Below are 16789 nucleotides of genomic sequence, written 5' to 3' on the forward strand. Positions count from 1 at the left end.
TTTAGGCTAAGGTTAAATATTGTCTTTTGAAGCTGCAAATAGTGCTATTTAACATTTGGATACCCAATTAGTAACATTTGTGATACTTATTCTAAGGCATATAAACATACTTTAGACCACAGTATTAGCGCTCATCTTACAAAGAATTAGCGCCTGAGTAAACCCCAATTATAACCACTTATTTAACCACTTAATTTATGAGCGTAATTCCTCATTAGTATGTCGTATTGTATAGTCAATACATATCTATCTAATCAACTTATTATTCAAACCAATTAATTAAAAAATTATATACCTAACCAATTTCTTATGCAGTATTATTTACTTGTAAAAAAAATGAAATTATACCTCCCGATCATCGGGTTAATTTCGCTTACAACTGCGGATGCATCAACTGCTGCTGCGGCAATACCTTTAACTTTAGAGAATCAGAAACTGGCAGTCCCAATTACGGGTGTGGTTACAGATGAAACAGGTAAGGTGCTTGTAGGGGTAACCGTAAAAGTTAAAGGCACAGGAGTAGGTCAAACTACTGATGAAAACGGTCGTTTTCGTATCAATGTACCATCGGCCAATAGTACTTTAGTTATAAGCTACGTAGGTTACGCCAGTCAGGAAGTAGCTCTTGGAGGCCGTACAGATATTAGTGTTCAATTAAAACAGGCTACATCAGGTTCATTAGGCGAGGTTGTAGTTGTGGGTTACGGGTCACAACGCAGGGCTACCGTAACAGGTGCTATATCATCGGTTAATGCCACAACCGTTACGGCATTACCTGTTGCTGGTATCGACCAGGCTTTGCAAGGCAGGGTTGCCGGTCTAAATGTTACCAACAATGGTTCGCCGGGTAGCGCTCCGTTGGTTACCATTCGAGGTATCAGTTCGGTAAGTTTTGCATCCGATCCGCTGTATGTAGTTGACGGATTTCCGTTAACCACAGGTTTGCAACAGTATGATGCTAAAGACATTGAACGCGTTGACGTTTTAAAGGATGCAAGTACCGCAGCTATTTACGGATCAAGGGCCACCAATGGTGTTATTATGGTAACTACCAAAAAAGGTGCGCGCACCGGAAAAGTTAGTGTTACGTTTGACTCTTACGCCGGCGTGCAAAGCCCTATAAAAAAATTAGATCTGTTAAATACCGACCAATACATTCAATACGCCAAAAATTTAGGCGTTTATGGAAGCATTGATCGTTTTAAACCAGCCAACTTTAATGCACCTATATATGCAGGTTCCAGCCAAACTTATGCACAAACCAATACCGACTGGCAAGATGAGTATTTTATTAAAAATGCTTTGTTAACAGGTAGTAACGTGGGCGTAAGCGGTGGTAATGATGTTTCAAGGTTTCACAGTTCTGCAGGTTACTTCAAACAAAATGGTATAGCACAGGCATTAAATTTCGAACGTTTAAATTACCGCATCAATTCAGATCATATCATCAGTAAGGTATTTACCTTTGGTCAAAACCTATATACTTCGGTAAGTCACCAACGGTATGATCCTACACTTAACGCCAACCGCACGGCCATCATTAACTTAATTAGGATGCAGCCCTATATACCGGTTTACGATCCTACCAAAGTAGGAGGCTTTCAAGGACCTATAAGCAGCTTTGACGGTTCTGACCCTGTAAATCCCATCGAAACAGCGTTGATTGGCAATAATCGTATCAATTCATTCAACTTATTAGGTTCAGCTTTTTTAGATGTTAATATACTTTCATCGTTAAAGTTCAGGTCAACATTTGGTGTTAATTATTTAAATAACTCCACCTATAACTATACCCCAATATTTTTTGATGGTGGTACCGGTGTATCAACCAGTGCATCTGTAGGTTACCGCAGGCAATCAACTGTAGTTAAGTTGTTTACCCAGCAATTAAACTACGATAAAACCTTTGATAAACATCACCTTAGTGCAACCGCTGTTTTCGAAACACAGTCGTTAAACTATAATAACCAGGTTGAAACCGGTAACCAGTCCTCCAACTTAATTAAAACCTTAACCGGTGCTACCAATATTGGAGCCGATAACAGTGTAGAAACAAACTTTATAACCTCATATGTAGGTCGTGTAAACTACGATTATGCAGGTAAATACCTTTTCCAGGCATCTATACGCCGCGATGGGTTATCAATATGGGCTCCCGGAAAAAAATATGCCAATTTCCCTGCAGCGTCTATAGGTTGGAAAATAGATCAGGAAGATTTCTTAAAAGGCAGTACAACAGTATCTGAATTAAAGCTCAGAGCGAGCTACGGTGAGACAGGTATTAACCCGAACTCGTTAGGTAACTATCCTTACCTTGCACCGGTTCAGGCAAATGCGGCGGTATATCCGTTTGGTAATGCTTTAACACCAAATTCATCATATATTGATGGTATAACCAATCCTAACCTGCAATGGGAAAAAACCAAACAGTTAAACGTGGGTGTTGATTTTGGTATCTTAAATAATAAATTCACTTTAACCGCAGAGTTTTTCAGACGCCAGACAGATAATTTAATGATCGTTGTGCCAACTCCAAGCAGTATAGGCTTTTTGGGAGCAGGGATTTTAGATAATGCGGGCGGTATGCGCAATACCGGTGTTGAGTTGCAGTTGGGTTACCACAAAAATACCGGCGATTTTAAATATGATATTACCGGTTTGGTAAGTGCCATCCGTAATAAAGTACTGTTCCTAAACACTGCAAGTGCATCTATCCCTTCTGGCAACGACCCTGACTTGGGTGGTGGTGATGCCTTTACAAATACAAGGGCGGGCGAAAGCGTGCAATATTTTTACGGTTGGGTAACTGATGGAATATTCCAGAATGCTGCGCAAATAGCTTCAAGCCCAACCCAAGCCAATGCGGCTCCCGGCGATATCAAATTTAAAGATTTGAGCGGCCCTAACGGTGTTCCGGATGGTGTAATTGATAATTATGACCGTACCAGGCTGGGTAGTTTCTTGCCTAAATTTACGTATTCGCTTAACTATTCGGCCTCATATAAAAACTTTGATGCTTCAGTTTTCTTCCAGGGCGTAGAGGGCAATAAGATACTTAACACCCCGAGGATCATAATGGAGGGTATGTCGAGGTTGTTTAACGCGGGTACCACTGTTTTAAATGCGTGGACACCGAGCAATACCAACACTGATATGCCACGCGCCATTAACGGTGACCCTAACCGTAACGGACGTATATCATCACGTTGGATCGAAAACGGTTCGTACCTGCGCCTGAAAAACGTAATATTAGGTTACACGCTGCCTACCAGTGCTTTAACATCGGTAAGTGGCTCAACCATTAAGCGTTTAAGGATATTCGTTTCATCAACCAACCTGCTCACTTTTACCGGTTACAAAGGTTACGACCCAGAAATTGGTTCAAAAAATGGCACCCTCACCAATGGTGTTGATTTTGGACAATACCCTTCTGCACGTTCGTTCCAATTTGGTATACAAGCCGGATTTTAATTGTGAGGTAAGTTAAAACTATAAGATAATGAAAAGAAAACATATATATGTGGGGATACTGGCAGCCGGAATTGCCACAACAGTAATAACTGTTTCTTGTAATAAGGATCTCGATACAGCAAATCAAAATAAACCAACTACAAATACTTACTTTGGTACTGCAAGTGAAATTGAAGCAAGTACAAACGCAATTTATTCTGCCTGGAAAGGCTTTAACTTAGTTGCCCGCGAGTGGTTCTTTCTTCACGACTTGCGCAGCGATGATGTAGCCAGCGGCGGTCCGCAACTTGAAGCCCCCCGCAGACAAATATTACTTGGTGTAACCGATCCATCCAACCCGGTAATGAATTCGGTATGGAATTCGCTTTATGTGGTTATTAACCGATCCAACACCGTATTAAGTTACTCACCAAGAGCAACCGATAATGCCGCCACTGTAAGCAGATGTATGGCCGAAGCCAAATTTTTACGTGGCTGGGCTTACTATGAGTTGGCCAGCCAGTGGGGTAGTGTGCCTGTTTACACAAAAGTTGTTACAGTGGCTACAGATGCGCAGCCAAAATCGCCCCAGGCTGCGGTATTTGCACAGGCCGTTAAAGATTTGCAGGAGGCTGCAGCAGTGTTGCCGGGCAAATCTGCTACAACATTAGGACGTGCCACAAAAGGGGCTGCATATGCCATGTTAGGCAGAACATTATTGCAAACCGGAGATTATGCCGGTGCAAAAGCTGCACTTTTAAATATCCCAACCACCGGTGCTGATGGTTATGGGCTTACCGACAGGTATTTAGATAATTTTGAAGAAGAAACAGAATTTAACAAAGAATCTCTCCTCGAAATAATATTTCTTGACAAGGGTAACAACAACTTTAACTGGGGCAGTGGCACAGGCGATGGTGCTACGGCAGAATTAACCACCATCCGTAATCAGGAATATAATCCTGTGGCCTGGCGTAACCTTATCCCGTCAGACAGGGTATTGAACGAGTACGAAAACACGCTAACCGGCGCCGCTAAAAATGATCCACGTTATGGCTACAGTATTTATCAATCAGGAGATACTTACAATAAAGGCCAGTCGGTATTGGCAGATGGCGACCAGGGAGGCGAGAGTTCAAAACTGCGTGGCAACACGGTGAAGGCAAGCTGGCGTAAATTTATGATCCTGTACAAGGAAAGTAAAGATGCTGCCGGTTTTCACCCGGGTGGTAACAACCAACGCATCATTCGTTATGCCGAGGTGTTGTTGATGCTGGCCGAGTGCGAAATAGAGTTAGGCAACTTGTCTAATGCTGTTGGTTATTTAAACCAGATCAGGAGTAGGCCCAGCGTAGCCATGCCGATCTATCCAACCACTCAATTCCCGGTTACTACCAAAGCCGATCTGATCAAGGCTTTATTGCACGAAAAAACTGCAGAATTAGCCGGCGAAGAGATCCGCAATATTGACATATTGCGTTGGAGAAAGAAAGGTTACTTTACAACCGAGCCTCTTTCATGGTATACTGCCGCTAAAGAGTTTTTGCCTATTCCGCAATCGGAAATTGATAACAACCCGAAGTTACAATAAGCATACCGGGACATATTTATAATTTTACATTAAACGGGTGAAGTGCTGAACCACAGTGCTTTGCCCGTTGTAATTATAAAATTTAGTTTAAATTGCATAACCAGTTATCTAAACCAAATTCGCATGCAAAAACTTTACTTTACCTTATTAGCCGTAGCTTTTTTAGCAGCATGTAAACAACAGCACAAGCCCACATTGTTCGAGCAAATACCTGCTTCTCACTCAGGTATTCATTTTAATAACCTTATAACCGAAAACGATTCAATAAACCCGCTGGATAACGCCTACGTATATAACGGCGGTGGTGTTGGTATAGGCGATTTTAATAACGATGGCCTGCCCGATATTTATTTTACCGGCAACATGGTGGCCAATAAACTCTATATTAATAAAGGGGATTTTAAATTTGAAGATGTTACCGCCCAGGCCGGTGTGAATGGAAAAGGGAGATGGGGAAGAGGTGCGGCGGTTATAGATATTAATAATGATGGGTTGCTTGACCTGTATGTATGTAATTCGTTGGTGAACGATTCGCTTAAGAGGCAAAACCTGTTGTATATAAACCAGGGCATTGGTAAAAACGGTGTTCCGCAATTTAAGGAGCAAGCCAAAGAGTACGGCCTGAATATACGGGCACACTCCACCATGGCCAGCTTTTTTGATTATGATAACGACGGCAGGTTAGATATATACATTACCGTGAACGAACCCGATGCATCATATTATGCCAACAACTTCAGGCCGGTAGTAAAAAACGGCAGCAGCCCCAGTACCGGTAGGCTGTACAAAAACGTATGGAATGCGCAGCTCAAGCACCCCGTTTATGAAAATGTATCGGCCAAAGCAGGCATAATCATAGAAGGGTATGGTCATGCGGCAACCGTGGTTGATATTAACCGCGACGGCTGGAAAGACATTTATGTAACCAACGATTTTTTATCGTCGAACATTCTGTACATCAATAATCACGATGGCACCTTCACCGATAAAGTGAAGGAATACTTCAAGCATACATCGTTCAATGCCATGGGGCAGGACATTCAGGACATTAACAACGATGGCCTGGCCGATGTATTTGAACTGGATATGAGTCCTGAAGATAATTACCGCAAAAAAATGATGCTGATGCCCAACAGCTATCAAACATTCCAGTTAATGGATCATTACGGTTATCAGTATCAATACGTGCGCAACACGCTTCAACTAAACCAGGGGCCGAGGGTAAACAGCAACGACTCGATAGGCAGTCCGGCTTTTAGCGAGGTAGGTTTTATGAGCGGCGTAGCCGAAACCGATTGGAGTTGGGCACCACTGGTTACCGACTTTGATAATGATGGTTACCGCGATATTATGGTAACCAACGGTTATCCCAAAGATGTGACCGACCATGACTTTATTACTTTCAGGCAGAACCCTTATTCTACGGCTACCAAAAAACAATTAATAGAACAAATACCTTCTGTAAAAATTCACAACTACGCTTTTAAAAACAAGGGCGATCTTACTTTTACCAACGTTTCGGATGCTTGGGGAATGAATTTACCTTCATTCTCAAACGGAGCAGCCTATGCCGATCTGGATAACGACGGCGCTTTAGATATGATAGTGAATAACATTAATGATGAAGCACTTATCTATAGAAATACTTCAAGCATTGTAAATAAAAATGAATCACATTATCTGCAAGTAAAGTTTGAGGGCGATGGTGGCAACATTAACGGGGTAGGCGCATGGGCCGATATTTACTATAACAACGGCAAGCACCAGGTTTACGAAAATAATCCTTACCGGGGTTACCTGTCTTCCATACAAAATGTGGCGCACTTTGGCCTGGGTAAAGCCAACATACTGGATTCGGTTATAATATGCTGGCCAAACAATAAAAAGCAGGTGCTGCGCAATGTAAAGGCCAATCAGGTACTTAAAGTAAGCATCCGGAATGCTACTCAGCCGTATAACATGCAATTACCCCTCAAAGCATCGTCGGCATTGTTTACCGATGTAACTCGAAGTGCAGGCATTACCTACAAGCATCAAGAGGAAGACTTTGTAGACTTCAACATTCAAAAACTGTTACCGCACAAGTTTTCTGAATACAGCCCCGGCCTTGCCGTTGGTGATGTAGACGGCAACGGTTTAGATGATATAATTATAGGTGGCAATACACAAGCACCGGCACAAATGCTGTTACAGCAGGCCAGCGGCAAATTTGTACAAAAGAACTTATCATCAGATAATAAGCCCAGTGGTAAACCAGGAAAAGACGCCGGTTTACTGGTGTTTGACGCCAATGCCGATGGTATGCCCGACGTTTACATAGCCAGCGGAGGCTATGAGGCAGAAGCAGGTAGCTCATCTTACCAGGACAGGCTGTTTATCAATAACGGAAAAGGCGGCTTTACCTTAGCAACTAATGCCTTGCCGGTTAATTACACCAGTAAGCTTTGTGTTCGTTCGGTTGATTTTAATAAAGATGGCAAGCTGGACTTATTCGTGTCGGGCAGGGTAGAGCCCTGGGCTTACCCCAAGCCGGTTTCAAGCATACTTCTGAGAAATGATAGCCAAAACGGGAAAGCTAAATTTACCGATGTTACTTCAACTTTGGCACCCGCCTTAGCTAACATAGGCCTGGTTTGCGATGCCCTGTTTACCGATTATGATAACGATAACTGGCCCGACCTGATTTTGGCCGGAGAGTGGATGCCGGTAACATTTTTAAAAAACAATAAAGGCAAGTTTGAAAATACAACAGCCTCTACAGGCATAAATAAACAGGTAGGTTGGTGGAATACCATTGCCGCTGGCGATTTCAGGCACACCGGCCGTACCGATTACATTGTGGGCAACGCCGGTTTAAATTCTTTCTTTAAAGCCAGCAACCAATACCCGGTAGGCATTATTGCTAAAGATATGGATAAGCGCGGCCGACTGGATGCTTTTACATCCTTATACCTGCCCGCGCCTGATGGTAGCAAAAAAGAATATCCGGCCAACGTACGCGAAGATGCCGTAAAGCAGCTCATTAGCTTGCGTAAGCGCTTCACCAACTACAAATCATACGCACTGGCAACTATGGATGAGTTGCTTACGCCCGAGCAAAGTAAAGATGCACTGCGATTGAAAGCTAACACGCTGCAATCGGCTTTTTTACGAAACGACGGTAATGGCAAATTTACCATCATACCGCTGCCCAAACAGGCACAGGTATCGGTATTGAACGGTATAACGGTTGATGATTATGATGGCGATGGCAACCTTGACGTGGTAATAAACGGTAACGATTATGGCACCGATGTAGCCGTTGGGCGCTACGATGCACTTAATGGTTTAATGCTGAAAGGTGATGGTAAGGGTAATTTCAAGCCGGTATCTATCCTGCAAAGCGGTATCTACATTCCGGGTAATGGCAAAGCACTGGCAAAATTGCAGGGTAACAATGGCAAGTACCTGCTGGCCGCCAGTCAAAATAAAGATGCTTTGAAGCTATTTGCACTCAGAGAAAGTGTGCAGTTAATAAAACCACAGCCTTTAGAGTTAAGCGCACTTATAACCTATAAAAACGGCTCAACTGCAAAGCAGGAATTATATTACGGTTCTTCGTTTCTGTCGCAGTCGGCCAGGTTTGTAAGTGCGGGTAGTAACGTAGCCAGTATTACGTTTACCAAAGGCAACGGTACATCAAGGGTTGTTAAATTATAATGAACCGTATGATGAAAATTATAGTTTATTTATGCTTGTTAGGCCTGCTATATTCATGTAAGCCCAAACTCAATTCTAATGAGCAAATGGTTCAGCGCCTAAAGGAGCAAATGGCCTTTGCAAATACGCCCGAAAACGAATATGCACCAGCTGCGGTTTTAAAACACCTCGACTCGGTAATTAGCGCACCCCGTTTAGGCACCGATGTAGTGAGTTTGAACATAAAAAAAGCCATTACTTTACTGCAATTAGGCAAAGAACAGCAAGCCGTTAATTTAATGGATAGCCTGCTGAATAAAACCTTCATTGCCGATTACCTGGTGAAACAAGCAGCCATCAAAACGTTGGCATTGAGTTACCTGCGTTTAGGTGAGCGTACCAACTGCATCCATAACCATAGTGCCGAATCTTGTATATTTCCTATTGCTGGTAACGGTATACATACCGATAAAACAGGATCTGAAAAGGCAATAGAGCTTTATCAAAAACTGCTGAAGACCGATCCGTACGATTATGAATCGCGCTGGCTGCTTAATATTGCTTACATGACCACAGGTGGCTATCCGGGTAAGGTGCCGCAGCAGCTAATATTAAACATTGGCGCCGATACAGCACAAGCACAGCCTTTTAAAGAAGTTGCTATGGGCCTGGGCCTGGCTATTAAAAAAATAAGCGGGGGCAGTATTGTAGATGATTTTGATAACGACGGATACGATGACATCATTACCAGCAGTGCCTCTTTAGCCGAGCCAATGCACTACTTTCATAACAATAAGAACGGAAGTTTTACTGATTTAGGAAAACCATCGGGCTTAAGTGCCTTTACCGGCGGACTAAACATGATGCAAACCGATTATAATAACGATGGCTTTAAAGACATTTTTGTAGTTCGTGGTGGCTGGAAGGGCAAATTTGGTAAAGAACCCAATTCGCTGCTCAAAAATAACGGCAACGGTACCTTTACCGATGTTACCGAAGAAAGTGGCCTGTTATCCTTTCATCCAACTCAAACAGCCACCTGGGCCGATTTTAATAACGACGGCTGGCTGGATGTGTTTATAGGTAATGAGAGCGCCCCGGGTAGTGAAAACATAAGCGAACTCTACATCAACAATAAAAACGGAACCTTTACCGAGCAAGCCGCCGCTGCCGGCTGCGCCGTGAGTTTGTTTGTGAAGGGAGTTACATCGGGCGATTACGACAACGATGGCCTACCTGACCTGTACATCTCTACCATGAACGGAACCAATAAACTTTTTAAAAACCAAACCACTAAAAACGGGCAGGTTAAGTTTATTGATGCAACGGCACAAGCAGGCTTGCCGGACGTTGGACAAGCAACATTTGCCACCTGGTTTTTTGATTACGATAATGACGGTAACCTCGATCTGCTGGCTTGTGGTTACGGGAATGATACACCCATAGCCTCCATTGTCGGCGAAGAAGCGCTCGATCATTATCGTGGCAATAACGGTAAGGTGGTGCTATACCATAACAAAGGGAAGGGTAAGTTTGAAAACGTATCGGTACAAGCCGGGCTAACCAAAATTGCCTTTGCCATGGGTGCTAATTTTGGCGATATTGATAATGATGGTTTCCCTGATTTTTACCTGGGTACCGGCAACCCGCAATTTTCATCGTTGGTGCCAAATAAGCTATACCGCAATAATAAAGGACATAATTTTACAGATATAACCGCACCAGCCCGCGTTGGCAGTTTGCAAAAAGGCCATGGCGTATCATTTGCCGATTTAGACAACGATGGTTACCAGGATATTCATGTGAGCTTAGGCGGCGCATTTATTGGAGATGCCTACCAAAATGCCTTGTTCATCAATCCGGCATCGGCCCAAAATCAATGGATCGACATAGCTTTGGTAGGGGCAGAGAGTAACCGGGCGGCTGTAGGAGCAAAGCTCAAAGTTACTTTCACCACAAACGGACAACAGCGCAGCGTTTACCGCGAAGTTAATTCGGGCGGCAGCTTTGGTTCAAACCCGTTAGAGCAGCATATTGGTGTGGGTAAAGCTGCACAAATAGATGCCATAGAGGTGTTTTGGCCGGTAACCGGCAAAACGCAAAGCTTTAAAAATGTGAAGCCCGGCAGCCACATTGAAATTACCGAAGGTAAGGTCAGTTATGATACCTTCAATTTAAAGCGTTTTCATTTTACCGAAGTTAAGCCCCACAGCATGGCAGGCATGGATATGTAACCTTATCATTCAACTATTTATTTTACGTTATGCATAACCTTAAAACATCCATCTCAATACTGCTCACCTGCATTACAATTACAGCATGTAAGCAAAAAGAGCAATCAACCATTAACGAAACCGAGGTGCTACACCAGAATGAAGACCAACTTACGCAGTTAATTATATTTGATGTGTTTTCGCCGCCGGTGGCCAGCCGTATATACGCCTATGCATCATTAGCCTCATATGAGGCCATGCGTTTTAAAAATGATAAGTATGAATCAATTGCAGCCAAACTTCATGGTTTTAGTACATTGCCCCAGCCCGAGAAAAATAAATCGTATAATTATACACTTGCAGCAACAAAAGCCTTTTTTACCGTAACCCGTAAGGTCACATTCTCGGTAGATTCATTAAAAGGTTATGAAGATAAATTGTATGCCAGGTTTAAAGGCATGCTTGACGATTCGACATTTGCCCGTTCTGTTGCGTTTGGTGATACCGTAGGCAAAGCAATTTTGAAACGCGCCGCTAAGGATAATTATATGCAAACCAGGGCCAAGCCCAAGTTTATAGGTAGTAACGCCCCGGGCAAATGGCACCCCACACCACCCGATTATCTTGATGCTGTTGAATATTGCTGGGGAACCATGAAGACTTTTGCTTTAGATTCATCGGGGCAGTTTGCACCACCACCGCCGCCGGCCTATAGTAAAAGCAAGGAGAGTGAGTACTTTAAGCAAAATATGCAATTGTATGATCAAAGTAAAAAGCTTACCAAAGAGCAAAAGGATATAGCCCGTTATTGGGATGATAATCCGTTTGTTATGCAGCATACCGGGCACATGATGTTTGCTAATAAAAAAATCACCCCCGGCGGCCATTGGATAGGCATTACCGCAATTGCCTGTAAGCAAGCCAAAGCTGATGCTGTTAAAACAGCTCAGGCTTATGCATTAACTTCTGTAGCCATGTTTGATGCCTTTATTTGTTGCTGGCAGGAGAAATTTAAGTCGGCCACTATACGCCCGGTATCGGTTATTAATGATGAGATAGACCCGCAATGGTTGCCTATGCTGCAAACGCCGCCATTTCCCGAGTACCCGAGCGGGCATAGTACCATTACCCGTTCGGCAGCGGTAATGTTAACCAAGCTGTTTGGCGATAAGTTTGCGTTTCAAGATACCAGTGATTTGCGTTACATAGGTATGCAAAGGCACTTTGACTCGTTCGTACAGGCAGCTAACGAAGCATCTATAAGCCGTTATTACGGCGGTATTCATTATGTAAACAGTGTAAATGCGGGTGCCGATCAGGGTAAAAAAGTAAGTGATTTTATTATCCAAAAGTTAAAACTGGAATAAGCATTTTATACATACTCAGGTGTTGATCAGATTATTGTTATTGGGTTTATTATTGTATTTTTACTTCGCCAATAACAATAATCTATTATAAATCTGTTTATCTCCCGTTAAAACAAACTGCTGAAAATCCAGGCTGAGCCCGGTATTTTAATCTATAGTTAGTTTTTAGGGGCTAATGTATATGAAGAAATATCTGCTTTTGCTTATATCAGCGGTATTCATGTTCTCTGTAGGTGCTTTTGCGCAGGGAGATCAATACCAGTTTTCGCGTCTTAATGTAAATAATGGTTTATCGCACAACCGTGTAACCTGTATTTATAAGGATAGTAAAGGCTTTATGTGGTTTGGTACCAAATCGGGCTTAAATCGTTATGATGGCTATCGTTTTAAAGTTTTTAAGCATAACATCAACGATGCATCATCTATAAGCGACGATTATATTATCAGCATAACCACAGGCCCAGAAAATAAATTATGGGTTAAAACGCGCAATGGTTTCAATATTTATAATCCGCTTACCGACCGCTTTGAGCATCGCATCACAGCAACGCTAAAACAATATAACATACCTGATTCGCTTATTGTGAGCGTGAAGAACGATGGCCAGGGCAACTTTTGGTTTCTGCATGCTAATAACGGGGTTTATAAATATTTTACGGCTACCCGTAAACTGGTACACCTGCCGCATGAGATTAAAAGCTCTGTGAAAGCCCCTACCGCCCCCGGTCTCGATCTTTCTGTAGACAGCAAAGGCAATGCCTGGGCAATTTATCAAGACGGCACACTCGAACAGGTAAACCCAGCCAACAACAAAGTGTTAAAGCGGGTGACCGATATATGCAAGGCTTATCCTAACGAACTAATTGATTACCAGTTATCAATTGATAATGATGATGATTTGTGGGTATATGCACCTTTGCGCTCTAATGGGGTGTTTTATGTAAACCCTGCTAAAAATATATTTAAGCAACTGGGTAAAGATGTTGGCACTCCTATACTAAGCTCTAACATTGTTTTTAACGTAATTCAGGACGATGAGGGCCTGGTATGGGTAGCTACAGACCATGGCGGTGTAAACCTGGTTAACAAGAACAACTTTAAAGTAAAGGTGGTAACCAACCGCCCCGATGATAACCGTAGCCTGAGCCAGGATTGCATTACTTCGCTCTATCGGGATAATGCCAACATTATATGGCTTGGCACGTTCAAAAAAGGCATTAATTATTACCATAAAGACATTATAAAATTTCCGCTCTATTGCCGTAATGCTTTTGGAAAAAGTGGCTTAACATACGATGATATTAATAAGTTTATCGAGGATGATAAAGGAAATATTTGGATAGGCAGTAATGGAGGAGGGCTTATTTACTTCAACCGTGCAACCGGTAAGTTTACCACTTATTTACACAGTGACAGCGACCCTCAAAGCTTGAGTAATAATGTAATTGCAAGCTTATGTTTAGATCATGAGCAAAAATTATGGATAGGAACTTACTTTGGTGGGCTCGACTGGTTTGACGGCAAAAAATTCACCCACTACAAACACTCATTAACCGATACCAACAGCATTTCCGATAATAGTGTGTGGGAAATTATGGAAGATTCTAAAAACAGGTTGTGGGTAGGTACACTGGCGGGCGGTTTGAATCTTTTTGACAAGGAACGCAATCGATTTCATAGGTATTTGCCGGGTATGCCCAACTCTGTGCCGCACCAATATGTATCGGGGCTGCTGGAAGATGATAAAGGAAATATACTGGTTGGAACTTACCAGGGCTTAGCTGTGTTAAATAACCGTACCGGTCGTTTTACCTACTATAAACACAGCGAGGGCGACAAAAGCAGCCTGAGCAACGACAATATTTCCAACATAATGATGGATAGCCGGAAAATGATCTGGATAGCCACTAATGAAGGATTGAGCTTGTTTAACAGCAAGACAGGTAAATTCAAGAATTTTCGTAAAACCGATGGCCTGCCTGATAATTCGGTACTTACCGTTGTTGAAGACAATGCCCACAATTTATGGATGAGTACGCCAAACGGCATCTCTAATATGGTTTTTAAATCAAACAAAGGCCATTACACGTACGATTTTATTAATTACGATCAAACCGATGGCTTGCAGGGCAAAGAGTTTAATGAAGATGCCGGCCTTAAAACCCGCAATGGCGACATTATATTTGGAGGCGCCAACGGCTTCAACTTGTTTAATCCCCGCAATATTAAATCCACACGCGAAAAGCCGGTACTGGTTTTAACCAATCTACAGGTTTTTAATAAAAGTATTACCACGGGTGAGAAAGTAAATGGAGAGGCCATACTGCAAAATTCCATTACCGAAACCAAGGCCATTACCTTAAAGCATAATCAAAACGTAGTTTCGATCGAATTTGCTGCCATTAGCTTTTTCAACCCGGCAAAAATGAAGCATGCCTACATGTTGGAAGGGTTTGATAGGGGTTGGACCATTGCCGACAACCAAATTAGAAAAGCCAGCTACACTAACTTAGACCCTGGTTCGTACACCTTCAGGCTCAAAGTAGCCGGCGAAGATGGTATTTGGAGAAATGAACAGCTTGAGCTCCGCATCACAGTTTTACCACCAATATGGCGTACCACCTGGGCTTATTTATTGTACGCGCTATTGGTTTGCGGAGGGCTGTTGTATTTAAGATACAGGGGTATTAAAAAGCTGAAAGCTAATTTTGCCGTTCAACAGGAAAGGCAGGAATCGCAGCGCATGCGCGAACTCGACTTAATGAAAATTAAATTCTTCACCAATGTAAGTCACGAGTTCAGAACACCATTGTCGTTAATTTTAGCCCCGGTAAGTAAACTGATAGGTCAAACCAGCCAAGCTGATATACGTAAGCAACTCCTGATGATCGATAGGAATGCCAAGCGCCTGCTTAACCTGGTAAATCAGTTGCTCGATTTCAGGAAGATGGAAGAGCACGAACTAAAGCTCAATGCGCATCAGGCAAACATTATTAAATTTATTGAAGAAGCCGCCTACTCGTTTTCAGATATAGCCGAAAATAAGAACATCACATTAAGCTTTGTTACACGGGTGGAATTGCTCGTTACCTCGTTCGACCAGGACAAGGTAGAGCGCATCTTGTTCAACCTGTTATCTAACGCATTTAAGTTTACACCCGAGGGCGGCAAAGTGGAGGTGTATTTAGGCTTTAGCGAAAGCGCTATGCCTGGCAAGCAGTATCTGGAAATTAAGGTAATTGATAACGGCATAGGTATACCGCCCGAAAAGCTGGAAAGAATATTTGACAGGTTTTTTCAAAACGACACACCGGGCTCAATTGTGAACCAGGGCAGTGGGATAGGGCTGGCCCTAACGCGCGAATTTGTTAGCCTGCACAACGGTACCATTAAGGCCGAAAGTTCGGTAAATGGAGGTAGCTCGTTTACCGTATTGCTGCCCGTAAGTGCTGAGCATGTTCTGCATACCACAGATGTAAATATCCAAATACAGCAAACCGCAGAGCAGCAAACCAAAGATAGTTTACCAGTAAAAGCATCTGCAAAGGTTATTAATGCCAACGCCAAGAAACAAACCATATTACTTGTTGAGGATAATGATGATTTCAGGTTCTATTTAAAAGACAACCTAAAAGAACACTTCAACATACTGGAAGCGGTGAATGGTAAGGATGGCTGGCAAAAAGCACTATCGTTACATCCTAACCTTATTGTTACTGATATAAGCATGCCCGAAATGACCGGTACTGCTCTTTGCCATAAAATTAAGCAAGATAGCCGTGTGCAGCACATCCCGGTTATTTTATTAACGGCTTTAACCGGAAAAGATGATGAGATCAAAGGTTTGGAAACCGGTGCGAATGATTATTTGACCAAGCCGTTCGACTTTGAGATACTTTTGTATAAGATCAAGAACCTGCTTAACCAACAGGTAACACTTAAAAAAACCTATCAAAAGCAGGTAGATTTGAATACGGTGGCCAGCAATAACGAAGTGCAGGACGAAAAATTCATGAAAGACCTGCTCCGGATTATTGACGAGCACATTGCCGATACCGAATTTTCTGTAGAAGAATTGAGCTCACACATGGCTATGAGCCGGGTAACCCTGTACCGTAAGGTATTGCTCATTACCGAAAAAACGCCTGTTGAATTTATCAAATTTATCCGCATTAAACATAGTGCCCATTTGCTGCAAACCACGCATTTAAATATAGCGGAGATAGCCTACCGGGTTGGCTTTAATAATCCTAAATATTATGCAAAAACTTTCAAGCTGGAGTATAATTTGCTGCCAACCGAATACCGGTTAGTAATGCAACAAAAGAAACTGGAAGACCAGTTGATAAACCAGTAATTATTTTGTTAAAAGTGCCTTTAAAATGAGTTGCGAACAGGTGATTACCCGTTTTGTTTAACATATGAAACCCCAATACGAAACAATTGGGTGCCTTTTAGAGCATTTGCACGGCTTAATTTAGGGCAAAGTT

Annotated in this window: 6 protein-coding genes; all 6 read left to right on the plus strand. The window is 42.6% G+C overall.

All coding sequences use genetic code 11. From position 1 onward, the window contains the following. Window positions 1-336: 336 nt before the first annotated feature. The 6 genes from QE417_RS02095 (at window position 337) to QE417_RS02120 (ending at window position 16656) form a co-directional block, all read left to right on the plus strand. A complete protein-coding gene (locus QE417_RS02095; RefSeq protein WP_311947221.1) occupies window positions 337-3471 on the plus strand; it encodes a SusC/RagA family TonB-linked outer membrane protein in 3135 nt (1044 codons plus the stop codon). A 28-nt stretch (window positions 3472-3499) separates the two neighbouring features. Further along, window positions 3500-5041 (plus strand): RagB/SusD family nutrient uptake outer membrane protein, encoded by a 1542-nt coding sequence (locus QE417_RS02100; protein ID WP_311947222.1) that lies wholly within the window; start codon window positions 3500-3502, stop codon window positions 5039-5041. Window positions 5042-5164: 123 nt separating this feature from the next. Then, window positions 5165-8740, plus strand: a complete 3576-nt coding sequence (locus tag QE417_RS02105; protein ID WP_311947223.1) for a VCBS repeat-containing protein — start codon at window positions 5165-5167, stop codon at window positions 8738-8740. Between the two features lie 8 nt (window positions 8741-8748). Then, window positions 8749-10953, plus strand: a complete 2205-nt coding sequence (locus QE417_RS02110; RefSeq protein ID WP_311947224.1) for a CRTAC1 family protein — start codon at window positions 8749-8751, stop codon at window positions 10951-10953. Window positions 10954-10982: 29 nt separating this feature from the next. Then, on the plus strand, window positions 10983-12299 hold the full coding sequence (locus QE417_RS02115; protein WP_311947225.1) for a vanadium-dependent haloperoxidase: 1317 nt from the start codon (window positions 10983-10985) through the stop codon (window positions 12297-12299). A 181-nt stretch (window positions 12300-12480) separates the two neighbouring features. After that, complete coding sequence (locus QE417_RS02120; protein ID WP_311947226.1) at window positions 12481-16656, plus strand: hybrid sensor histidine kinase/response regulator transcription factor; 4176 nt, start codon at window positions 12481-12483, stop codon at window positions 16654-16656. Window positions 16657-16789 lie beyond the last annotated feature (133 nt).

Origin of the sequence: Mucilaginibacter terrae (genome assembly GCF_031951985.1) — a bacterium.
GTDB classification, from domain to species: domain Bacteria; phylum Bacteroidota; class Bacteroidia; order Sphingobacteriales; family Sphingobacteriaceae; genus Mucilaginibacter; species Mucilaginibacter terrae_A.

Bases quoted from the DNA above. Each gene is read 5' to 3' on its own strand.
- QE417_RS02095 (WP_311947221.1), top strand. From the start codon at position 337: ATGAAATTATACCTCCCGATCATCGGGTTAATTTCGCTTACAACTGCG.
- QE417_RS02100 (WP_311947222.1), top strand. From the start codon at position 3,500: ATGAAAAGAAAACATATATATGTGGGGATACTGGCAGCCGGAATTGCC.
- QE417_RS02105 (WP_311947223.1), top strand. From the start codon at position 5,165: ATGCAAAAACTTTACTTTACCTTATTAGCCGTAGCTTTTTTAGCAGCA.
- QE417_RS02110 (WP_311947224.1), top strand. From the start codon at position 8,749: ATGATGAAAATTATAGTTTATTTATGCTTGTTAGGCCTGCTATATTCA.
- QE417_RS02115 (WP_311947225.1), top strand. From the start codon at position 10,983: ATGCATAACCTTAAAACATCCATCTCAATACTGCTCACCTGCATTACA.
- QE417_RS02120 (WP_311947226.1), top strand. From the start codon at position 12,481: ATGAAGAAATATCTGCTTTTGCTTATATCAGCGGTATTCATGTTCTCT.